At 45.2% G+C, this 21748-nt stretch carries 19 protein-coding genes, 1 tRNA gene and 3 pseudogenes; 14 read left to right on the forward strand and 9 right to left on the reverse strand.

The annotated features are described in order from the left end of the window. Positions 1-24: 24 nt before the first annotated feature. Genes DWY57_RS19840 through DWY57_RS19855 form a run of 4 tightly spaced genes read right to left on the reverse strand, consistent with a single transcriptional unit; the run spans position 25 to position 4151 of the window. Positions 25-825, reverse strand: coding sequence for a DUF4738 domain-containing protein (locus DWY57_RS19840; protein WP_117964587.1), 801 nt, complete (start codon positions 823-825; stop codon positions 25-27). 37 nt (positions 826-862) lie between these two features. Continuing rightward, a complete protein-coding gene (locus DWY57_RS19845; RefSeq protein ID WP_117964588.1) occupies positions 863-2176 on the reverse strand; it encodes a UDP-glucose/GDP-mannose dehydrogenase family protein in 1314 nt (437 codons plus the stop codon). A gap of 3 nt (positions 2177-2179) precedes the next feature. After that, positions 2180-2728 carry a dTDP-4-dehydrorhamnose 3,5-epimerase gene (rfbC, locus tag DWY57_RS19850; RefSeq protein WP_117964589.1) on the reverse strand — a complete coding sequence of 183 codons (549 nt, stop codon included), beginning with the start codon at positions 2726-2728 and terminating at the stop codon, positions 2180-2182. Positions 2729-2732: 4 nt separating this feature from the next. Beyond that, positions 2733-4151, reverse strand: coding sequence for a capsule assembly Wzi family protein (locus tag DWY57_RS19855; RefSeq protein ID WP_119962314.1), 1419 nt, complete (start codon positions 4149-4151; stop codon positions 2733-2735). Positions 4152-4383: 232 nt separating this feature from the next. Between DWY57_RS19855 and DWY57_RS19860 the strand changes: the two genes are divergently transcribed. Then, positions 4384-5538 (forward strand): SPOR domain-containing protein, encoded by a 1155-nt coding sequence (locus DWY57_RS19860; RefSeq protein ID WP_119962315.1) that lies wholly within the window; start codon positions 4384-4386, stop codon positions 5536-5538. 50 nt (positions 5539-5588) lie between these two features. Beyond that, the gene (locus DWY57_RS19865) at positions 5589-6122 is read left to right on the forward strand and encodes an FHA domain-containing protein (protein WP_119962316.1); all 534 of its coding nucleotides are present in this window, start codon (positions 5589-5591) and stop codon (positions 6120-6122) included. A gap of 108 nt (positions 6123-6230) precedes the next feature. Here the strand turns inward: DWY57_RS19865 and DWY57_RS19870 are convergent, their stop codons facing one another. Together DWY57_RS19870 and DWY57_RS19875 are read right to left on the reverse strand one after the other, a co-directional pair. Next, the gene (locus DWY57_RS19870; RefSeq protein ID WP_119962317.1) at positions 6231-7679 is read right to left on the reverse strand and encodes a tagaturonate reductase; all 1449 of its coding nucleotides are present in this window, start codon (positions 7677-7679) and stop codon (positions 6231-6233) included. A gap of 12 nt (positions 7680-7691) precedes the next feature. Next, positions 7692-8780 (reverse strand): substrate-binding domain-containing protein, encoded by a 1089-nt coding sequence (locus DWY57_RS19875; protein WP_119962318.1) that lies wholly within the window; start codon positions 8778-8780, stop codon positions 7692-7694. A 233-nt stretch (positions 8781-9013) separates the two neighbouring features. On the opposite strand from DWY57_RS19875, the gene uxaC reads away from it, so the two are divergent. Further along, positions 9014-10420, forward strand: a complete 1407-nt coding sequence (gene uxaC, locus DWY57_RS19880; protein ID WP_119962319.1) for a glucuronate isomerase — start codon at positions 9014-9016, stop codon at positions 10418-10420. Between the two features lie 42 nt (positions 10421-10462). On the opposite strand, the gene DWY57_RS19885 is transcribed toward uxaC, so the two are convergent. After that, positions 10463-11152, reverse strand: a complete 690-nt coding sequence (locus tag DWY57_RS19885; RefSeq protein WP_119962320.1) for an HAD family hydrolase — start codon at positions 11150-11152, stop codon at positions 10463-10465. 208 nt (positions 11153-11360) lie between these two features. Between DWY57_RS19885 and DWY57_RS19890 the strand changes: the two genes are divergently transcribed. The 3 genes from DWY57_RS19890 (at position 11361) to DWY57_RS19900 (ending at position 13795) form a co-directional block, all read left to right on the forward strand. After that, on the forward strand, positions 11361-12743 hold the full coding sequence (locus DWY57_RS19890; protein ID WP_005825496.1) for an MFS transporter: 1383 nt from the start codon (positions 11361-11363) through the stop codon (positions 12741-12743). Between the two features lie 82 nt (positions 12744-12825). After that, positions 12826-13629 carry an MBL fold metallo-hydrolase gene (locus DWY57_RS19895; RefSeq protein WP_025835841.1) on the forward strand — a complete coding sequence of 268 codons (804 nt, stop codon included), beginning with the start codon at positions 12826-12828 and terminating at the stop codon, positions 13627-13629. 93 nt (positions 13630-13722) lie between these two features. Then, positions 13723-13795 (forward strand) — tRNA-Lys (locus DWY57_RS19900). An 830-nt stretch (positions 13796-14625) separates the two neighbouring features. Here DWY57_RS19900 and DWY57_RS19905 read toward each other — a convergent pair. Then, positions 14626-14862 carry a helix-turn-helix domain-containing protein gene (locus tag DWY57_RS19905; RefSeq protein WP_181980940.1) on the reverse strand — a complete coding sequence of 79 codons (237 nt, stop codon included), beginning with the start codon at positions 14860-14862 and terminating at the stop codon, positions 14626-14628. Positions 14863-14877: 15 nt separating this feature from the next. Beyond that, positions 14878-15134, reverse strand: a pseudogene (locus DWY57_RS21135) (helix-turn-helix domain-containing protein); the annotation flags it as partial. Between the two features lie 490 nt (positions 15135-15624). Here DWY57_RS21135 and DWY57_RS19915 point away from each other — a divergent pair. The 8 genes and pseudogenes from DWY57_RS19915 to DWY57_RS19945 form a co-directional block, all read left to right on the forward strand. Continuing rightward, a complete protein-coding gene (locus DWY57_RS19915) occupies positions 15625-16188 on the forward strand; it encodes a helix-turn-helix domain-containing protein (protein WP_119962321.1) in 564 nt (187 codons plus the stop codon). Between the two features lie 40 nt (positions 16189-16228). Further along, entirely contained in the window at positions 16229-16363 is a 135-nt protein-coding gene (locus tag DWY57_RS21575; protein ID WP_255461548.1) for a hypothetical protein, read from the forward strand. 606 nt (positions 16364-16969) lie between these two features. Further along, positions 16970-17446 (forward strand): DUF3408 domain-containing protein, encoded by a 477-nt coding sequence (locus DWY57_RS19920; protein ID WP_119962322.1) that lies wholly within the window; start codon positions 16970-16972, stop codon positions 17444-17446. A gap of 157 nt (positions 17447-17603) precedes the next feature. Beyond that, positions 17604-17966, forward strand: coding sequence for a plasmid mobilization relaxosome protein MobC (gene mobC, locus DWY57_RS19925; protein ID WP_119962323.1), 363 nt, complete (start codon positions 17604-17606; stop codon positions 17964-17966). Next, positions 17963-18891 (forward strand): annotated as a pseudogene (locus DWY57_RS19930) (relaxase/mobilization nuclease domain-containing protein). Before mobC ends, DWY57_RS19930 begins: the two are co-directional and overlap by 4 nt. Positions 18892-18914: 23 nt before the next feature. After that, on the forward strand, positions 18915-19589 hold the full coding sequence (locus tag DWY57_RS19935; protein ID WP_119962324.1) for a hypothetical protein: 675 nt from the start codon (positions 18915-18917) through the stop codon (positions 19587-19589). Between the two features lie 4 nt (positions 19590-19593). Next, entirely contained in the window at positions 19594-20802 is a 1209-nt protein-coding gene (locus tag DWY57_RS19940; RefSeq protein WP_117599635.1) for a site-specific integrase, read from the forward strand. Between the two features lie 534 nt (positions 20803-21336). Beyond that, a pseudogene (locus DWY57_RS19945) lies at positions 21337-21748 on the forward strand (hypothetical protein); the annotation flags it as partial.

The following is a 21748-nucleotide window of genomic DNA, read 5'->3' on the forward strand; positions in this document are numbered from 1 at the left end:
AGAAAAGACATAGAAAAAGCGGATTTATTCCGCTTTTTCTATGCTCATTGTACAGTCAAAACCAATAATCATATTTACCAGACTGTATACGGAGCTTTCGGGTATGCCAAGGGTTGCCTGGTAATGGTATCCCTTACTGTCCACACCCATGAAGTTCATATCGGCAAGAATGGCCTGATTCAGTATTTCGGCAGGGAATATATCCGCAAACATCTTTTTGGTGATGTCCTGGCCGTAAAGCATCTTCTTCCCTTCGTATACACAGATATGGATTACATTATCATAATACACATTGTCCACACTGATTCCATTTTCAGAATAGGAAGTCTTGAAAACCTTCATCTTTGAGGGGTTGATATATACATATCCCCTATACCTTGTATTCTTGTATATTACGATACTGTCTTTCTTTATCACTTCTGGAGTAGTGGAAATGACCTCTACTTCCCGGCTGGTGAAAACCAAAGAATCTTCTGCATTCTCTGATTTATGCAGTTTAATTACTTCGTCGGCCAGCGAGTGGAACCAGAAGCTGTATTCCGTTTGACGGTCTATCTTATAGGCCACCGGTTCATTGCTGTATATGTAGATTGTATCGTGAACGACCTTGAAAGATACGGGAGCGCTTTGCGGGTTGGCATAATATACCGTATCCCCTTCGATGCGCATCAACGGCATTTCTGTTTCATCGTTCACCCAGATGCCTTGTAACAGTTGCTTTGCAATGAGATCTTCCTTTACGGAAACCTCTCCTGTTTGTCTGTTGCTGCATGAGGCTAATGAGACAACAAGTACAATGAGAATCGCACTTCCTTTTATTGTCATAACGTCCCTGTTTATTTCTTTTCTTCTTTCTGCGACTTTATTTTCCGATGCAATGATATGTGAAACCTTGTTCTTCCATATCTTTCTTGTCGTAAATATTACGTCCGTCCAATACCAACGGCTGCTCCATGGTCTTCTTGATGACTGCCCATGAAGGCAGGCGGAATTCTTTCCATTCGGTCACCAGCATCAGTGCATCTGCGTCCAGTGCGGCATCATACATATCTGTCGCATAATAAATACTTTCTCCTATGCGGCGTCGGCATTCGTTCATGGCAGCCGGGTCGTAGGCACGTACTTTACAGCCGGCTTTCAGCAGCTTGTCAATCAATATCAGGGCCGGAGCTTCACGCATGTCGTCTGTTTCGGGTTTAAAGGCCAGTCCCCAAATGGCGATGACCTTTCCCTCCAAATCATTATTGAAATGCTTCTGCAACTTTTCGAATAAGATACTCTTCTGTTTCTCGTTCACCTCCTCTACTGCATGGAGTACACGCATCTTGTAGCCGTTCAGTTCAGCTGTCTTAATCAGTGCCTTTACATCCTTAGGGAAGCATGAGCCGCCGTAGCCTATCCCCGGATAGAGGAACTTACGTCCGATACGGGTATCCGAACCGATACCGCTGCGCACCATGTTTACATCCGCTCCCACCAATTCGCATAAATTGGCAATGTCGTTCATGAAGCTGATGCGGGTGGCAAGCATGGAGTTAGCCGCATACTTTGTCATTTCTGCAGAAGGGATGTCCATAAAGATGACACGGAAGTTGTTCAGCAGGAATGGTTTGTAGAGCTTGCTCATTATCTTCTTGGCTCGTTCGGACTCTACTCCCACCACTACACGGTCGGGACTCATAAAATCGTTGATGGCATTACCTTCTTTCAGAAACTCGGGATTCGAAGCGACATCAAAGTCAATGTTCACCCCTCTCTTATCAAGTTCTTCTTGAATGGCAGTCCGCACTTTTTGGGCAGTACCTACGGGAACGGTACTTTTGGTTACCACCAACACGTATTTCTGCATATTGCGTCCAATGGTGCGGGCAACTTCCAGCACATAGCTCAAGTCGGCACTTCCATCCTCATCGGGTGGTGTACCTACGGCACTGAATACCACTTCCACCTCATTCAGACAACTCTCCAGGGATGTGGTGAATTGCAGGCGTCCTGCTTTCACATTCCGGCTAACCATTTCTTCCAGTCCGTTTTCATAGATAGGAATAACGCCCTTTTTCAGTGACTCTATCTTTTCACTGTTCGTGTCTACGCAAATAACGTTGACACCGATTTCCGCAAAGCAGGTTCCGGTTACCAAACCGACGTATCCTGTACCGACAATGGCTATTTTCATATTTTATTCATAATAGACCGCATCCTTGAACGATACGGCATGTCCGTCTTTATCTGATAATAGAAGCTGTTCCGTAGCAACAGGCCATTCAATACCGATGGTTTCGTCGTCAAAACGGATGGATGCCTCGGACTGTGGTGCGTATGCGTTGTCTACCTTGTATGTAAAGACAGCTTCATCGCTCAGCACCAGAAAACCGTGAGCAAAACCGCGCGGAATGAAGAATTGTCTCTTGTTCTCCTCGCTTAGCTCCACACTGACATACTTTCCGAAAGTGGGAGAAGATTTTCTTAAGTCGACAGCCACGTCCAGCACTTTTCCTTTAATGACACGTACCAGTTTAGCCTGGCTGCAATCGCCCTTCTGGTAGTGAAGACCACGTAATACACCGAAAGAGGATTTGGACTCATTGTCCTGGATGAAGTGAACGTCTCCGACATGTGCACGGAACTCTTCTTCCTTAAATGCTTCCATAAAGTATCCGCGGGCATCATGGAATACTTTCGGCTCAATCAGCCATACGCCGTCAATCTCTGTTTGTATGTAGTTCATTTTCTTAAAATATTTTATGTACTTTTAGTTGGACTCCAAAATTGTCTCCATATATCTCTCCCATATCCAATGCAAGGGACGCGTTGAAGCACCAGCCCTTCCATTTACGGGGAGTATAGTAAAACGATGCAAAAGTAGAAAAATTTTCTAATATATCGGGTATTGGACGATGAGGAGTTCCCCAAGTTCTGTTGTGAGACAATTTTGCTACATATCTCCACTCACTGCTGATGTCACCGCTCCATCCCAGATGCAGGGCCTTAACACGATTGTACTTGAAACTCATATCGCCATCCTTATTATAGATAGGCGATGCTATCAACGGATTGGCTATCGCCATGCCCCAATGTGCCCATCCTGGGTAGTAACCGTTGTTGTAGTAGTTGTCGGCTCCTCCGGTCTTACCTACTACAGAATTTTGCAAACCGTGCAGAGGACCGCTCATATTGGTAGTCTGGAGATATTCGATAACGATTCCGTTGATGGCTTGTTTATGGTTGGATTTATATTCCACACCCCATAAGCCATCCCAACCGTTGAGTTTGGCCATGGCGGAGAAGTCATCAAAATGATTGTCCAGATAGGCGCTGATAGAGAAATCTTCCTTAGGACTATAAGTCATTTTGATATATTCGCTGCCCAGAAAATTGCCTTGGAAAGCCAGATGTTCACCTACCGGTCCGTCCTCACTTCCGTGGCCGGGGAAGAATACGCGTATATAATCCTTCCATCCGTTTCCCAAGTCCCCCGATTCGGAACCTCCAATTTTATATCCACCAAATTGGGTGTCGAGGGTCATCCCGAGTTCTAGTTGCCATTTTCCTTTGGGTATACCGATACGCAGGAACCCTTCTTTATGATGGTATTTGATGCTCTTGGTATACCAGTATTTTTCTCCGACTTGTTCCCGTTGGTATTTGTTGTCTGTAAACCATCCGTACGAGATTTCTCCTTTCAGACCTAAACGGGGCAGCAACTGTACATACTCGGGTATGCCTATCTGTACTTGTGGGATGGGACGCGCATTGCCCGACCAAGTCATGCCGCCACTGCTTAGCTCTTGATTCAGCAATGGAGAATTCTGTTCCCGGCTTCCAGCGAAGAATCCGAACCACTTGTAGCGGATGTCTACGTAAGCCTGCTGTACAATGAAAGAGGTAGCACTGAATCCGGCTGCTGCAACCAAATCCACAACTTCTTCAAACTTCCATTTTCCGAGTTGGTGTCTGTAGGATATTCCTCCACGTATGTAAGTATTGTTGTCAAGCGAAGTGAGTCCTTGCTGGTTGCTGACCTGCCAAAGAGGGGTGTTGTCACCGGTATGCAGGGTTGTTCCATATTCTACGAATGAGGACAGTTGTTGTGCCAGCATCGTGTTTTTTCCTATGAACAAGAAAACCATCAGACAGAAGATAATGCGCATAATAGTCTTTTGTTAAGTGTTTAGGTTTGTATACTCTTGCGAGGTCAATTGTCCTTCTATTATTGACAAGCATAGCTAAACGGTACAAAAGTAGAAAATTTTCCGGTAAAAATCCTTTCTCTTGCCCAAAAACCTTTTTTAATGCATTTTCAATGTGCAGTGTTCATAATTTGTTGATAAGAAAAAAGCTCTGAAACTAGCGTATATCCGATATTTCCGCTACTTTTGTGGCATGATTGAATTAGCACAGCACATAGAAGTATTGTTATTGGAGAACGATTGTGTCATTGTTCCCGGTTTGGGAGGATTTGTAGCCCATTATACTCCGGCAATGAGAGTAGCAGAAGAGAATGTTTTTCTGCCCCCTACTCGTATTATCGGTTTCAATCCTCAACTGAAGATGAATGACGGCTTACTTGTACAATCTTATATGGCTGTCTATGATACTGATTTTTCTGATGCTACGCGGATTGTAGAAAAAGAAGTGGCATATATATTCACTGCTCTCCATGAAGAAGGTAAGGTGGATTTGCCCAACATTGGCGAATTGCGTTACTCCATTCATGGTACTTATGACTTTGCTCCCTATGACCACAAGATAACCACTCCTTACTTATATGGGCTGGATAGTTTTGAAATGCAGGAACTGGCGGAACTGAAGAAACCGTACATGGAAAAGACCATCCGTTATTCTGTTCCAGTTGTGCCGGAAGACAAAAAGCGAAGGGTTGAGATTAAATTCAACCGTTCCTATTTGTCGAATGCGGTTGCCATGATTGCAGTGGTTGCCTTGTTTTTCTTTTTGTCTACACCGATAGAGAATACGGAAGTGGTTGAAGGAAATTATGCGCAATTACTTCCGAATGAACTTTTTGAGATGATAGAAAAGGAATCCCTTGCCATTAATCCGATTGTTGTTAGCCGGAAGGCCGACACTCCGAAAGCGTCGGCTCAAAAAAACACGGGGCAGAAGGCAAAGAAAAAGGTGGTTCCGGTTGCTGTAAGAGAGGTTAAGGTAGGCCAAGCTAACGCGCAGAATGCTCCGGTTGTTTCTCAGCCTAAGCAGCAGGCGGCAGAAGTGTCCTCTTCAGCATCTGCAACAATAAAGAGCGAAGTTCAAAAGACAACGGCAGGGACTGTTGCTCCGTCACTTGTCTCTGCAAAGAAATACCACATCATCATTGCCAGTGTAGGTACTGAGAAGGATGCCGAAGCAATGGCAAAGCAACTGATTGAAAAAGGTTATCCTCATGCAAAAGCAATCGTTGGAGATGGTAAAATGCGTGTCAGCATTGAGTCTTGTGGCACAGAAACAGAGGCATATCAGGCATTGAACAGAGTTCGCCAAAATGAAACGTATAAGAACGCTTGGGTATTAAAGAAGTAGAAAGTAATCTACCCTTGCTTTATTTTTTAATTCTTTAATTTTTAACTATCATGAAGCGTATCCGTTGCCCCAAATGTGAGAATTACTTAACATTCGATGAAACCAAGTATACCGAAGGCCAATCACTGGTCTTTGTATGTGACCAGTGTAAGAAGCAGTTCAGTATCCGTTTAGGCAAATCAAAGATGAAAGCCCCTCAAAAGGAAGAATGTCCGGATGAAGCGGAGTTTAAAGAGGCTTTTGGCAGCATCACGGTCATTGAGAACGTGTTTGGTTTTAAGCAGGTACTTCCATTGCAAGAAGGTGACAATATCATAGGCCGGCGTTGCGTGGGGAATGTTATCGATGTGCCGATTGAGACTTCGGATATGAGTATGGACCGGCGTCACTGTATCATTAATGTAAAGCGTAATAAGCAGGGAGTGTTGATTTATACCTTACGCGATGCTCCCAGCCTGACGGGAACTTTCCTTAATAATGAAATTTTGGGTGACAAAGACCGTATTCGCATTGAGGATGGAGCCATTGTAACTATTGGTGCCACTACTTTTATATTGCGGGCAGCAGAGCAGGAAAGCCTTTAGACAAAAAAGAAAACTGTGGCTTAATTATTTCCCATCAAATGTGGTATAAATAAAGCAGACCGTATAAAAACTCCTTTTGTACGGTCTGCTTGTTTAAAATCATAGGAATTAAAGAATACCTTTTACTGTTTCCTGCATGCCTTTTTCTTGGATGGATTTTAAGAAGCAGGTAATCATGTCTGTCAATCCTGGAACGGTATTCAAGTCTCCGTGTTCCCCCCAGATAAGGTCTTTGGCTGCCAATACGCCTTCTGACACTTTGCGGGTATCCCCCGTTGCCCAAAGGTCTTTCAATAACTGCATGATTTCGGGAGCATCATTCGGGATGATTTCTGTGCCGTCTGCGCGGGTACCTCCTTTGTAGTACGTGATGATGGCAGCCAGTCCCAATACCAGACCTTTCGGCAGTTCTCCTTTACGTTTCAAGTAGGTTTTTAGGCCAGGAAGGTCACGGGTTTGGTATTTAGGGAAAGAGTTCAGCATAATACTGGTTACGGCATGGTCAACAAACGGATTGTTGAAGCGCTCCAATACATCTTCTGCAAACTTTTTCAATTCGTTTTTCGGCTGGTTCAACGTTTCCATCAGCTCGTCAAACATCACTTTATGGATGTATTGTCCGATTATAGGATGCTGGCAGGCATCGCGTACAATATTTACCTCCGACAGATAGGCTACTGGAGACAATACGGTATGAGGTCCATTCAGCAAAGTTACTTTTCTTTCGTGGTAAGGTTCTTCAGAAGGAACAAACAATACATTCAGTCCGGCTTTGTCGGCAGGGAATTCTTTGGCGACTTTTTGCGGAGCCTCGATGACCCATAAATGGAAAATTTCAGCCTGCACTACCAGATTGTCATCGTACTGTATCTTTTCTTTTATAGCGGCAATGTCTTTGCGGGGGAATCCTGGAACGATACGGTCCACCAGTGTTGCATACACACCGCAGGCTTCCTCAAACCAAGCTCTGAACTCATCACCCAATTGCCATAATTCAATGTATTGATAGATTGTCTCCTTCAACTTGTGGCCATTCAGGAAGATGAGTTCGCAGGGGAAGATAATCAGTCCTTTGCTCTTGTCGCCGTTGAATGTCTTGAAGCGGTGATACAACAGCTGTGTCAGTTTGCCCGGATAAGAAGACGCCGGTGCATCTGTCAGCTTACAAGCAGGGTCAAAGGCTATACCAGCTTCCGTCGTGTTGGAAATGACAAAACGCATCTCCGGTTGTTCGGCCAATTTCATGAACTCGTCGTTTTGAGTATAGGGGTTTAAGGCACGGCTGATTACATCTATCATAGTCAGACTGTTGATGGTTTCTCCTTTATCCAGACCTTGCAGATTTACATGATAAAGGTCATCCTGGGCATTCAGCATGCCAACCATACCTTTATCAATGGGTTGGACCACTACCACATTGCTGTTGAAATTGGTCTTTTGATTCATGTTATAAATAATCCAATCCACAAATGCACGAAGGAAATTACCTTCGCCAAACTGGATAATGCGTTCCGGGCGTTGTGCTTTGGGAGCAGTTTCTTTGTTTAATGCTTTCATTTAAAAAATGATTTAAATGGTTGATATGTAATTTTTTGATTGTTCAAACTCAAAGTAAAAGTCTATGTTTTCCTTCATCAATATGTCGATGGGCATGTATTTCACTGCAGTGACCGGTCTTTTAAATATCACGTGGTCGCATAAAGTCTTCACGCCACAATAGCCTTGTAGGCCTGGGCGTTGACCGATGAGAAAGGTTACTTCACCGGTTTTCAGGAGCTCTGTATTTTTGTGTAAAAGGTCATATCCCACAAGTCCTGCCAACTTCTGCCCCTTTTCGTGTAGATAACTTGCCACCTGATAAATACGGGAGTTAAAAACAGCTCCCAGTACGGCTTGGGGATGTTCTTTAAAAAAAGCATCCAACATCCGTCTGTTGCCGTCAGTATCTTCCTTGCGCAACACAATGTCATGGATAGTCAAATCCTTATGTTCCTCGGAAAGGTATTGCATGAACCCCTCGAGGCGGCGTTGCATCTGGATTTCTGCCGGATTGTTTTTCTGATTGTTCAGGAATAACACAAGCTCCTGCCCTTTTTCATAGCTACGCATCAGAATCTTGGCAGCAATGTATCCGCTGGTTTTGGAATCTTGTCCGATATAACACAAGGCATGCGTCTGTTCAATATTGAAGTCTATGAATGCATAGGGAATATCCGCTTCCTCCAAATAAGTAGTGAGTTCTATAGTCTCCTCTCGGAAATTCGGGGCAACAAGTACGGCGTCGGCATTTTCCTCCCGGAGCACAGCACATGCTTCTTTATAGGAGGATTTGTCCGCATGCCGATAGTAGAGATAGCTAACTCCAACATTGAACGGCCGTAATTCTTGTGCGGCACGGTCAATTCCCGCTGCTACAGCATGCCAATAATCATGTTCTATATAATAAGGTATAATGCAGACAATATGATAGCGCTTTTTAGCCGCCAGCCCGATGGCAAACATATTGGGATGATAATCTATCTCGTCGAGTACTTTCTGGACTTTTTCTCTACTGGAAACGGATACGTCTCCGCGGTTGTGCAGTACGCGGTCTACAGTGCCGGCAGAGACGCCGGCCATGCGTGCGATGTCTTTAATGGTATAGTTCTTGTTTTCCATCTTGAGGTATGCTGCCTAAGGCGGTAAAGGTGAGACATCTGAAGCTTAAATATTATAAATATTCGCCGCAAAGATACGAATTATTTTGTTCCTCCAAGTAAAATTTCTACTTTTGTGTTCGATAACGGTTAATAAAACTAAAAACAGATATATCACCTATTAGCTTTACAATCAATACTATATAGGTATAATAGACAAAAAGTAATATTTTTATACACTTAAAACACAAGAAGATGAAGAACTTTATGGACGGGAACTTCCTGCTGCAAACGGAAACAGCACAGAGGTTGTACCACGAGCATGCGGCGAAGATGCCGATTATCGACTATCACTGTCACCTGATTCCCAAAATGGTGGCAGAAGATTACCAGTTTAAGTCGTTGACTGAGATTTGGTTGGGAGGTGACCACTACAAGTGGCGTGCGATGCGTACCAATGGTGTGGACGAACGTTTCTGTACCGGTAAGGATACTACAGATTGGGAAAAGTTTGAGAAGTGGGCCGAAACGGTACCTTATACTTTCCGTAATCCGTTGTACCACTGGACCCACCTTGAATTGAAGACCGCTTTTGGAATCGATAAAATTCTGAATCCTCATACGGCCCGTGAAATTTATGATGAATGTAATGAGAAGCTGAAACAGCCTGGATATTCCGCCCGTGGCATGATGCGCCGTTATCATGTGGAAGTGGTTTGTACTACAGATGATCCTATTGATTCCTTGGAATACCATATCAAGACACGTGAGAGCGGCTTTGAAATCAAGATGTTGCCTACTTGGCGTCCGGATAAGGCAATGGCGGTGGAAATTCCTGCCGATTTTCGCGCATATATAGAAAAGTTAGCCGAAGTGAGCGATGTGGCTATTTCCAGCTTTGACGATATGGTTGCTGCCTTGCGTAAGCGTCACGATTTTTTCGCGGAACAAGGATGTAAACTGTCTGACCACGGAATTGAAGAATTCTATGCCGAGGATTACACGGAAGTTGAAATCAAGGCCATCTTTAATAAGGTATATGGCGGTGCAGAACTGACGAAGGAGGAAATCCTGAAGTTCAAGTCAGCCATGCTGGTTATATTTGGCGAAATGGATTGGGAGAAAGGTTGGACACAACAGTTCCATTATGGTGCTATTCGCAACAACAATAGTAAGATGTTCAAGCTGTTAGGTCCTGATACCGGTTTTGATTCCATTGGCGAATTTACTACAGCAAAAGCTATGGCTAAATTTCTCGATCGCTTAAACTCCAATGGTAAGCTGACCAAGACTATTCTTTATAATTTGAATCCATGCGCCAACGAAGTCATTGCTACTATGCTGGGCAACTTCCAGGATGGTACGGTTGCCGGTAAGATTCAATTCGGTTCCGGTTGGTGGTTCCTTGACCAGAAGGATGGTATGGAAAAACAGATGAATGCCCTTTCTGTACTGGGCTTATTGAGTCGATTTGTTGGTATGCTGACCGATTCCCGTTCTTTCCTCTCCTATCCGCGTCATGAATATTTCCGCCGTACATTGTGTAATCTTGTAGGCCGTGATGTAGAAAATGGTGAAATTCCTATTTCCGAGATGGAACGCGTAAACCAGATGATTGAAGATATCAGCTATTATAACGCTAAGAATTTCTTCCAATTCTAAAAAGCAATAGTAAGCTATAAGTTATGCAGTTTCACCCATAACTTATAGCTTATCTAATATTCCTTTGATACTATCCAATCGTATAAAATTGGGATGTCGTATTTCCCCTTCATGTTGCTCGTATGCCCAAGTCACGTGGTATGGTATATGGGCAGCGTATCCCCCAAGTTCCAATACCGGAAGTATGTCTGATTTTACAGAATTACCTACCATCAGGAGTTTTTCAGGCGGACAGCCCAATGTATCAATCAGCCTCTGGTAATCATCGATTTTCTTGTCACTCATAATTTCGATATGATGGAAATATTCTCGCAGTCCGGAAGCTTCTATTTTTCTTTTCTGGTCGAACAAGTCCCCCTTAGTGGCCAACACCAATTTATATTTCCCATGAAGTGACGATATAGTCTCCTTTACGCCTTCCAGCAGTGTGACCGGTTTCTGCAGAAGCTCTTGTCCCCATCCTATTACTTCTTCTATAAGACGTATACTCCCGTTTCCGTCTGTCACTTTGCAGATGGTTTCAGTCATACTGAGCATTATGCTCTTCAGCCCATAGCCATACATATGGAGATTCTTCATTTCTGTTTCAAAAAACCTTTGTGATATGGATGAAGCAGGTAGATATTGTCTTAAAAGGTTACAGAATTTGTGCTCGAACTCCTGAATATAAAGTTCGCTTTCCCACAGTGTGTCATCAGCATCAAAAGCCATGAATTCGATTTTATCTTTCATGAATGGTCGTTTTTATAAAAGCGCCCAAAGATACGGAGTATTCTATATAAATGAAAAGATAAATAGTGATAAATGGGAAGTTAATATCTTGTCTGCAACTTATTAATATTGTGTTTGCAGAAAATTAATATCTTGCAAACACGATATTAATTCCGTATTTTTGCACTTATTTTTTCATTTAATACATAAATTTTAATCGTACAAAAGGATGATGACATCACCCCAACCCGCTTCCAAAGGCTTCAGCAGAGCTTTTTGGGTAAGCAGTACAGTAGAACTGTTCGAACGCATGGCATATTATGCCGTATTTATTGTTCTTACCATTTATCTTTCCAATATTTTAGGTTTCAATGATTTTGAGTCAAGCATGATTTCCGGTCTGTTTTCGGGAGGGCTCTATTTGTTGCCCATCTTTACGGGCGCATATGCCGATAAGATAGGTTTCCGAAAGTCGATGATTATTGCTTTTTCACTGCTTTCCATCGGGTATTTGGGCTTGGGATTGCTTCCCACCCTACTGGAAGCAGCCGGTCTGGTGGAGTATGGTGAGACAACCCGTTTTTCCGGATTGCCGGATAGTAATGACCGTTGGATGATTATCCCCGTATTGTTTGTTATCATGGTAGGAGGCTCGTTCATCAAGTCTATCATATCGGGATCGGTGGCTAAGGAAACAACAGAGGCTACCCGTGCTCGCGGCTATTCCATCTTCTATATGATGGTGAATATAGGAGCTTTTACCGGAAAAACGGTGGTCGATCCTCTACGGAATGTTATCGGTGAGCAGGCTTATATTTATATCAATTACTTCTCGGCTGCCATGACGGTGCTTGCATTATTGGCTGTCGTCTTATTGTATAAATCGGCACATACAGCAGGTGAAGGGAAAAGCATGCGTGAAATTGGGCAAGGTTTTCTGCGTATTATCACTAATTGGCGTTTGTTGATTCTTATCCTCATCGTAACCGGCTTTTGGATGGTGCAGCAACAGCTCTATGCAACTATGCCCAAATATGTCATCCGTATGGCGGGTGAAACAGCCAAACCGGGGTGGATAGCCAATGTAAACCCGTTTGTAGTGGTTTGCTGCGTAAGTTTTATCACCCGGTGGATGGCAAAGCGCACAGCTATTACTTCTATGAATATAGGCATGTTTCTTATTCCGGTATCGGCATTGCTGATGGCATGCGGTAATTTGCTGGGCAACGATATTATTTCCGGCATGAGCAATATTACTTTAATGATGGTACTTGGTATTGTTGTGCAAGCTTTGGCAGAATGTTTTATCTCACCGCGTTATCTGGAGTACTTTTCTTTGCAGGCCCCCAAAGGTGAAGAAGGTATGTACCTCGGTTTCAGTCATCTTCATTCATTCCTCTCTTCTATTTTCGGGTTTGGTATTGCGGGGGTGCTTCTGACAAAATATTGTCCTGATCCAGTCTTGTTTGAAACCCGCGAAGCGTGGGAAGCAGCCAGTGTCAATGCACATTATATCTGGTATTATTTCGCTGCTATAGGATTGGTTGCAGCAATAGCATTATTCGTTTTTGCCAAAACTACCGAATTCATCGACAAAAAGAAGAAGGCATAAGGTTTATATATTGCATACTTTTTGTATATTTGCCGTCACTTTTTTTAAAAGCGACGGCTTTTTTGTAATTAAGGAGATTAGGATGAAAGTAAAATTTATAAGCCTTGCCAGTGGAAGCAGCGGTAACTGTTATTATATAGGCACAGAAAAATATGGAATACTCATCGACGCCGGCATTGCAGTACGGACGATAAAAAAAGGACTGAAAGAAGCAGGTATCAGCATGGAAATGATACGTGCGGTATTTGTTACGCACGACCATGCAGATCATATTAAAGCGGTAGGCGGATTGGGTGAGAAACAGAATATTCCTATTTATACAACTGCCCGGATTCATGAGGGTATCAACCGGAGCTATTGCATGACAGAAAAGTTATATTCGTCTGTCCGTTACCTGGAAAAGCAGCAACCCATGCAGTTGGAAGATTTTCATATCGAATCTTTCGAGGTACCTCATGACGGTACGGACAATGTGGGCTATTGTATTGAGATAGACGGAAAAGTGTTTGCTTTTCTTACAGACCTTGGTGAAATCACTCCTACGGCCGCAGAATATATCAGAAAGGCCAATTATCTGATATTGGAAGCCAACTACGATGAGGAAATGTTACGCATGGGTACTTACCCACAATACCTAAAAGAACGGATTACCAGCCGCACCGGACACATGAGTAATATTGCTACTGCTGAATTTCTTTCGGAAAATATGACGGAACATTTACAGTATATTTGGCTTTGCCATTTGAGCAAGGACAACAATCATCCTGAATTGGCATATAAAACAGTGGAATGGAAATTAAGGGAAAAAGGAATTATCGTAGGAAAGGATGTACAGTTGTGTGCTTTGAAGCGTACTACTCCTTCTGATTTATACGAGTTTGAATAAAAAATCTCATTTCATCGCAAAAAATACCCCGTTTTGTTTGCACGAATAAAATAAAAGGACTACTTTTGCACCCGCAAACAAGAAATAAGGAATGCACTCTTAGCTCAGTTGGTAGAGCAACTGACTCTTAATCAGTGGGTCCAGGGTTCGAATCCCTGAGGGTGTACTTAAAAAGGAACAATATGTTCCTTTTTTTATTTGTCTTAACAAGAACAAGCTTTGATGGGTGTAAGCTCCTTATACGGGATCACTAGTAAATCTATATGGGGATGATACATTATTTTTCGTTAGTCCGCATAATAAATTTTTCAGAAGTTTGTTTTTTTATACCTTTGCCCTCACCCGCTTGCCGCCTCTTTCGTCACATTCGAAAATATATGTCAGAAATGAAAGTAGGAAGAAAACTTTTATTCCCTCCCACTCATATATCTATATTTATTATTTGGGGAAGAATCACATAATCCGCTAAGAATATGGTTTCTACATGCTTGCATCAATTGCGTTGATATACAACTCACTTTATGTAAAGGTACGATTTTTACGGAACATGCAAAACACCTTTGATCTTTCTTTTCAGCAACCGTCAAAAACAAATTCCCGGTTTCATATCCGGTCACAAAGGTGGTACAGCCTCTTTACTATTAAGTTAAAAAAATCAGGCAGGATTGAAACATACTGTTACGGTCGTGTCTGCTGCGATTCAAGATAGCCCGTACTTTCCGACAGGAGGCAAGGTCAGGGGGCAAGATAACGTGTACAGCAGAAACGACCGATCCGATGGGAACAGTCAGAAAAGGATCACATACAGGAATTACAGCCTGATACCAGGCAGGGGACGACTTTGTGACAAAGTCCCAAAAGAGGTTCTTTTTTCCAGACGGCAAACTCCCTCACCTCAAAGAAACAGTCTATGGCTGGCGTACGAAATGTCCAGCCTTATGCGGACTTAACACCTGCAGCCTGCGCATGTGCGTAATAGAAAGGGAAATATAATCTTCATCCGCTTCCCCGCGTCTTGCCTACACCCTTGTATTCCCGGTTCAACCCCTGCTTGATCTCGCTCCTCTTGTACAAGACCTTGCCACCGAGAATGTAGTAAGGCAGCGTGCCGTTGCTCCGGTACTCGCCCAGTGTCCTGCGGCTGACTTTCAACATACACGCCACCTCCTTGTCGCACAGGTACACGTCTTCTTTTGGCGGAATCCCGCCATCTCTGGAGATGCCGTCAATCATCACCGACAGCCAGTCGATACGCTCCACGTCTTCCGGCAGGTGGTACGGTTGCCTATCTTGGTATAGGCGAGCGTGCCGTTATTCCGCAAGGTCTGCAAGGTGCGCTTGCTGATTTTCAGCTTCATGCAGATATCCTGGTGGTCGAGCCAGCCGCCCGTCCCCTTCACGCCTTTCAGATTCAAATGGGGAATTTCCTCCACCCTCTGTATGAACTGTTCGATCTTCATGGCAAATTCCTCGAACGCCTTCCTTTCAAAACATACGATTTCCATCACATTCCGATTTTATATTGATACTCCAAATTCATACCATCCGGAGAAATGGTCGCTTGTGGTGCCGGTATCACCATATCAGGCAGTTCCGCACCGTTCCCAATTGTTGCCCCGTTGCAAATAAAGGCAGGAAAAATCGTATTACAATGGACCTGTCCGCACATGTCATCTCCTGACATAATGTTTCATGCCGGATGATATGACTACATGTCAAAATCTTCATTCCGGAGGATGTAACGGGGGCAGATGATTTTTTCAGAAGGACACGACACCCCCGTTTCTTTGAGGCAAAGGTAGTCGTCCCCCACCGGAGCGCAAGGCCGGGCTCTTCGGGTCGGCGGGGAAAAAATCATCCTCACGCTTCGCGCTCCGGTATTTTTTCCTGCCGAGCCTTGATGTCGTTCCGGCGGGAGAGCGGCTGTAAGGCATACAAAGAAACAGGAGTGCCTGCACAACAGGCCGGATGTATAACCAATAAAATGAAAGAAATATGGCAGCTAAAGACGTGAAAGACTTCAACGAATGGTTCAACCGTTCATACGCGAGACTGAAGGAGAGAATCTCCATCTACCACGGGAAAACAGACGAGGACGTGTTCCACGACGCTTACCTGGCAGTCAGGAAGCAGGTGATGTTCTCAAGGGAAGGGATAGAAAACTGGGAATCCTATTTTTTCGGCTGTTACCGGAAAATGGTGCAGGCCGGAATGAGGGATAACAGCCGCTACTCCTGCCCCGGTGACGGGTATTTCATCACGCCGGGAGAAACGGATGACAGGGAAGAGACGGAGGAATGGGAAGAGATGCTTACCGGATGCGACATGCTGGTGAGGGACATCCAGAAGTTCCTCAGGCGGCATTTCTCCTACGAGGATTACAGAATGTTCATGCTGCGCTTCTACGAGACGGGCAGCTCGTTCCGTACCATCGCCAGGCACATGGGCGAGAAGACATCGGTGATAACCCGCCGGGCACAGGTCATGCTGGAATCCGTCCGCGCCAACCGGACGTTCACAGCCCGGAGGAGATTGATAGCCGCCAGAGACGCGGCATGATGATAACTCTATAATTAATAATAAACTAAAATTGGATCGTATGAAACTGACAGTTTACAACAAGAGCAACTCCCACCCGGCACTGACCTACAAGGGCAAGCGGGTGATCACGGTATGCCGCGACGGCAGCATGTACCTCAGCAGGATATTGAGCAACGAGCTCAGCCCCTTATAACAAACTAACCAACCAACATTACAACAAGCCAAACTGCCTTATAACTAACCATGCAGACAACCGTACAAGGGCTATCCGGCGGTGGCAGTGGCATACTGACCGGACAGACCTTTTTATGGAGGAACTGTCCGTCACAAAGGCAGCCTGTACGAATAGCATACCCCAATTCTGGAATAACATAATAAAATATGTCCCCCCGCCAGAGGGATTACAGCATCCATGAGCGCATCTTTCCGACCTTCCGGCAGTGGTACCTTCCATCACCTGATTTATCCGACAGACCAGGATTCCATACATTCGGTAACGGTCGGAAGCGACCGGTAACATGACCACCGTTCCACTATCGGAAAGCCGGTAACAACCGTTCCATTCCCATACTTGAAACCACTATTCCTTCCGCCCATTCTCATGTCTGCCCGTTCAACACCGGCAGAACATGGAAAGCGTCGCCATATACAAAGCATTCCAAGAAGCAATACGACGCATAATTGCCAACCTGCATCCAATCTGTTGTGATTTAATACAATGCATACTTTCTTTGCAAGTGACAAAAGGTCATGTAAACATACGATGACCACAGTATTAATTGTTCAAACATTAGTAAGGATGAAAAAAAAGCAAAATTTCAGTGACGAGGAACTGATGCAGGTGATGGGACTGGATCTGCCTTCATCAAAGTCTGGTACAGAAACACATGGGGAAACAGTTTCAGAAACAATGGCTCCCATTTTTGATGAGCCTGAAAGCATGGAACAACCTGCCCCCGTTCCGGAAACGGAACGCGGACAGCCGGAAGAGCCTTCTTCCATTACGGGGCAGACACCGGGGCCAACCGTCCGGCGCAGGACAAGCGGCAAACAACGCAAACTTTCGCTGGAGGAGTACCGGAACACCTTCATGCGGCCTTACAGGATTGAAGACCGCAAGCCGGTTTTCATCAGCCGGAAATTGCGTGACACGCTTGACCGTTTCGCCTGCAAGATCGGCGAGAACCGCATAAGCCTTTCGGGCTTATTGGAGAATATTGTCCGGCACCACGTCGAACTTTATACCGAAGATTTCGAGTTTTGGAAGAGGCTGTAAGCCTTTATTTCCATTCAATTAAAAGGCATTTTGACGGGATTTCTTTTTCGGGGGGCAAAATATAGAAACTAGCTACTCCCGAAGGCCGCCGAAGAGGTACATCCCGCCGGTCTGTAAAGTAAACAGAGTATGAATCGTATGCAAAAAATGTAACCGGATGATACAGAAGAATGATACCGACAGAAACAGGGGAAGACGCCCGGCAAAAGGGCTGTCCGAGAAACGCAAATACCGCATCACGGTAAATATGGCAACCGGGGAATACTATGCCCTGAAGTCGAAAGCCAGAAAGGCCGGTGTCTCGGCAAGCGAGATGGTGAGGCAGGCGGTGGACGGGTGCGTGGTAAGGGAGAGGCTCACCACCGAGCAGGCGGACTTCATCCGCAAGCTCTGCGGCATGGCGAACAACCTGAACCAGCTGGCCCGGGGGGCACACAGGGAGGGCGTAAGGCTGCATTCCGGACAATGCCGACACCTGCTGCTTTCGCTGGAAACCCTCATAGACCGTATCAGCCTATGATCGCGAAGATTGTAAAAGGCGCGGGAGCCAAAGGGATTGTGGATTACATCCTTGACAGGAAAAAAGGGGCCTCGCTTATCGACCACGACGGAGTTCTGGTCTCCGACAACGGCTCGATAGCACGCAGTTTCATCGCCCAGTCCCGGTTTAATCCGAAGGTGGGTAAGTTCATCGGGCATATCTCGCTCAGCTTTTCCGAGCAGGACCTGCCACACTTAACCGATGAGCTGATGGTGCGGATAAGCCGGGAATACATGATGAAAATGGGCATCTGCGATACGCAGTATATCATCGGAAGGCATCACGACAAGGAGCATCCGCACGTGCATATAGCCTTCAACCGTATCGACAATAACGGCAGGACTATCAGTGACAGGAACGACCGCTACCGCAGCGAACGCGTCTGCAAGGAGCTTACCCGCAAGTACGGGCTGTACTTCGAGGAGGGCAAGGAGCAGGTGAACACGAACCGACTGAAAGAACCAGACAGGACGAAATACGAACTGTTTTTTCTTCTTAAAACGAAAGTGGGAAGGTGCGGTGACTGGACACGCTTATCGCCAATCTGCGGAAACAAGGGATGGAAGTACGCTTCAAGTACAAGGGGTGGACGGACGGGATCCAGGGCGTGGTGTTCGGTAAGAACGGCTATTCCTTCAACGGCTCGAAGATTGACCGGCAGTTCAGTTACTCCAAGATAGCTGCAGCCTTGAACCGGAACAGTCTTCAGGAACGGCAGGCACAATCCTGCCGGCAAGGTATCAGCCCGGCTTCAGACGGTAGCGGGGAGCTCATCAGCAGTTTATTGGGACTGCTGGACCTCCCCCCCCCTTCATCCTGCACCGAGACTCCGGAGAAAGCCGCATTCCGCCGGCTGATGCAACGGAAGAAGAAAAAGAAGAAGAACAAGGGATTTAAAATTTAACAACAACCTAAAAAACAATCAAGATGAAAGAAAACACAGGAACCATCATCGCCATGCTGGAAGAACTGCTGACCATCAGCAAGAGCCGGCAGGCATCGCAAAGCGGCAGTACCAATGCCGCCAACATGGATATTGCTCCCTTCAAGACACTGATCGAGGAAGCTGGCCAGCGTACGGAGGCCGGACTGGCGAAGTTCGCCGGGAACATTACGGATTGCCTGAATGCAATCAACAACCGGATAGACGGGATTGCCCGAAGGGAACAGCCGGATTTCGGGAAAATCAGAGAACTGTTAGAGCAGGCCACCCAAAAGACGGACGAGGCAAGCATTCGGCACAATATTAACGAGACCCGGCACTCGTTTGCGCTTGAGAACAGATGGGACTGGGCGATTGTCATCGGTATCGTCCTTCTGATAGCCCTGTTAGCCTCGACGCTCTATTCCGAGAGGAGACAGGATTATGACCGCATCGACAACGACTTGAAGTACCGTTACATCAGGATGAAGGGCGAAGCATCGCCCGAAAGCATCGCCGGACTGGAAAATCTCTTCGAGCTCAACCAGGACAACGGGAAGATTAAACAGATACGCAAGGACGTGGAAACCTACGAGGAGGTACGTCTGAAAGAGCAGACTGCAAGGGAACAGGAGAATAGGGCTGACTCGATCGGAAACAAACCTTCAAAATCCCGATAAGGTTATGGCAAGCGTAAAGATCAAGTTCAGACCATCGACAACCGATGGTGGACAAGGAACATTATTCTACCGGGTGATACACAACCGCATAGCCCGTCAGCAAAAGACAGGCTACCGTCTTCACGCCGACGAATGGGACAGCAACTTGTCCGAAGTAGTGCTGCCATCGGCCGACGGGAACCGGAAAACTTACCTGTCGGAAATCAGGAACAGCGTGGCGGCAGATATACGAAGATTCCACAAGGTCATTGACACGCTGGAAGTCAGCGGACATGCCTACTCTGCGGATGACGTAATGGCCGGTTTTACGGCGGACGAGCCGGGAAACCTTCTATTCGGATTCATGGAGAGTGTCATCGCCCGTCTGAAAGCATTGGGCAAGGCACGAACCCGGGAAACATACACTACAACGCTGAGCAGCTTCAAACGTTTCAGGAAAGGTGGTGACCTGCTTTTGGACGACATGGATTCAGACATGATGGTGGCATACGAAGCCTATCTGAAAAGGAACGGTGTCAGCCCCAACACTTCCTCATTCTATATGCGTAACCTGCGTGCTGTCTATAACCGTGCAGTGGAAAAAGGACTGGTCGAGCAGAAATTTCCCTTTAAGCACGTTTATACGGGAGTGGAGAAGACCGCCAAACGGGCCATACCCCTTATGGCAGTCAGGAAAATCAAGGAGCTGGACCTCTCATCAAGCCCGGCATTGGATTTTGCCCGTAACATGTTCCTTTTTTCATTCTATACTCGTGGCATGTCATTCGTGGACATGGCCTACCTGCGCAAGAAGGACTTGAATAACGGTATTTTGTCCTATCGACGCCGCAAGACCGGACAGCAGCTTTTCATCAAATGGGAGAAATGCATGCAGGAGATAGCGGACAAGTACAATACGGAATACTCCACCTATCTGCTACCCGTCATCAGCCCTGAAAGCGGTGTGGAAGAAAGGAAACAGTACATCAATACGGCACACAACGTCAACCGCGCCCTGAAAGTCATCGGTAAACGGCTGGAGATACCCGTACCGCTTACAATGTACGTCGCGCGGCATGCCTGGGCGAGTATAGCCCGAAGCAAGAACGTTCCACTGTCAGTAATCAGCGAGGGCATGGGACATGACTCGGAAGCTACCACGCGCATCTATCTCGCTTCATTGGATACGGCGGCGGTTGACAAGGCGAACAGCCTGATCCTGAAATCCCTGTAACATGCAGGGTTGTTGAGCGAATACAAAGTCTCTTTGTAAGAGAAATTATATCTCTTTGTAAGAGAGGTGATTGTTGATGCAAAAATAAGAATTTTATAGCAATTAGCACATTTATTTGCTTAAAAAATGCAACTGACAGTCTGTTCTGTTTGGTATATAGTAACATTTGTGGAGTGAACGCTACAATTCACTGTATTCTATATCGCTGACTATCAATTGATAACGGATATACCCACCTCTCTTACAAAGAGAAGTTGATTTGAATAATATAAATATTTAATATTCATTATTGTTTTAACCCTTAAAAGATTTTTGTCATGGACAAGGAAATTTTTATTGAAAGTTACGAAGCTCCCCAGGTGGAAGTGGTAGAAGTAGAAGTAGAAAAAGGATTTGCGGTAAGTTCTGGAGGTGAAGACGGAAACTGGAATTGATAACTTTTCCGGAAATTCGGTTTGTATGTAAATTTACACGTCTATAAAAAATGAATTTAAATTAGTAAAAATGAAAATCAGATCTTTAATTAGTCTGGCTATGGCCACATTCCTGATAACGGCTTGTAGCAATGAAAATGATGAAGAATTGATTTCCACTTCCACAAAAGGCATACTGAGCGCTACCGTGGAAGGAAACCATTCCAGTACACGTGCGGGGTTTGCAAGTGATGGCAAATTCTACTGGTCAAAAAAAGACCAATTAGGTGTTACTACTTCCCAAAACGCCAGTAGCTTTTCAGCCCTTAGCTTAAAAAATGGCATTGGAACTGCAAGCGGTACTTTTGACGGCGTAATAAACGGAACCATCGGCGATTATGCGGTATATCCATACTATGACAACCATAGCATAAATGATGCTACCTTGACTTATAATTTCCCTACATCCTATACATCCTCAAATCCGCAACTAAGCTCTTCAGCGTCCTTCTTGCGTCTAAACGTCCTCTCAT

Source organism: Bacteroides sp. AF25-5LB (assembly GCF_003602965.1).
Lineage (GTDB): Bacteria > Bacteroidota > Bacteroidia > Bacteroidales > Bacteroidaceae > Bacteroides > Bacteroides uniformis.

Excerpts from the sequence above, each read along its gene's own strand:
- DWY57_RS19840 (WP_117964587.1), bottom strand. The coding sequence starts at position 825 with ATGACAATAAAAGGAAGTGCGATTCTCATTGTACTTGTTGTCTCATTA.
- DWY57_RS19845 (WP_117964588.1), bottom strand. The coding sequence starts at position 2,176 with ATGAAAATAGCCATTGTCGGTACAGGATACGTCGGTTTGGTAACCGGA.
- rfbC (WP_117964589.1), bottom strand. The coding sequence starts at position 2,728 with ATGAACTACATACAAACAGAGATTGACGGCGTATGGCTGATTGAGCCG.
- DWY57_RS19855 (WP_119962314.1), bottom strand. The coding sequence starts at position 4,151 with ATGCGCATTATCTTCTGTCTGATGGTTTTCTTGTTCATAGGAAAAAAC.
- DWY57_RS19860 (WP_119962315.1), top strand. The coding sequence starts at position 4,384 with ATGATTGAATTAGCACAGCACATAGAAGTATTGTTATTGGAGAACGAT.
- DWY57_RS19865 (WP_119962316.1), top strand. The coding sequence starts at position 5,589 with ATGAAGCGTATCCGTTGCCCCAAATGTGAGAATTACTTAACATTCGAT.
- DWY57_RS19870 (WP_119962317.1), bottom strand. The coding sequence starts at position 7,679 with ATGAAAGCATTAAACAAAGAAACTGCTCCCAAAGCACAACGCCCGGAA.
- DWY57_RS19875 (WP_119962318.1), bottom strand. The coding sequence starts at position 8,780 with ATGGAAAACAAGAACTATACCATTAAAGACATCGCACGCATGGCCGGC.
- uxaC (WP_119962319.1), top strand. The coding sequence starts at position 9,014 with ATGAAGAACTTTATGGACGGGAACTTCCTGCTGCAAACGGAAACAGCA.
- DWY57_RS19885 (WP_119962320.1), bottom strand. The coding sequence starts at position 11,152 with ATGAAAGATAAAATCGAATTCATGGCTTTTGATGCTGATGACACACTG.
- DWY57_RS19890 (WP_005825496.1), top strand. The coding sequence starts at position 11,361 with ATGATGACATCACCCCAACCCGCTTCCAAAGGCTTCAGCAGAGCTTTT.
- DWY57_RS19895 (WP_025835841.1), top strand. The coding sequence starts at position 12,826 with ATGAAAGTAAAATTTATAAGCCTTGCCAGTGGAAGCAGCGGTAACTGT.
- DWY57_RS19905 (WP_181980940.1), bottom strand. The coding sequence starts at position 14,862 with ATGATTGACGGCATCTCCAGAGATGGCGGGATTCCGCCAAAAGAAGAC.
- DWY57_RS19915 (WP_119962321.1), top strand. The coding sequence starts at position 15,625 with ATGGCAGCTAAAGACGTGAAAGACTTCAACGAATGGTTCAACCGTTCA.
- DWY57_RS21575 (WP_255461548.1), top strand. The coding sequence starts at position 16,229 with ATGAAACTGACAGTTTACAACAAGAGCAACTCCCACCCGGCACTGACC.
- DWY57_RS19920 (WP_119962322.1), top strand. The coding sequence starts at position 16,970 with ATGAAAAAAAAGCAAAATTTCAGTGACGAGGAACTGATGCAGGTGATG.
- mobC (WP_119962323.1), top strand. The coding sequence starts at position 17,604 with ATGATACAGAAGAATGATACCGACAGAAACAGGGGAAGACGCCCGGCA.
- DWY57_RS19935 (WP_119962324.1), top strand. The coding sequence starts at position 18,915 with ATGAAAGAAAACACAGGAACCATCATCGCCATGCTGGAAGAACTGCTG.
- DWY57_RS19940 (WP_117599635.1), top strand. The coding sequence starts at position 19,594 with ATGGCAAGCGTAAAGATCAAGTTCAGACCATCGACAACCGATGGTGGA.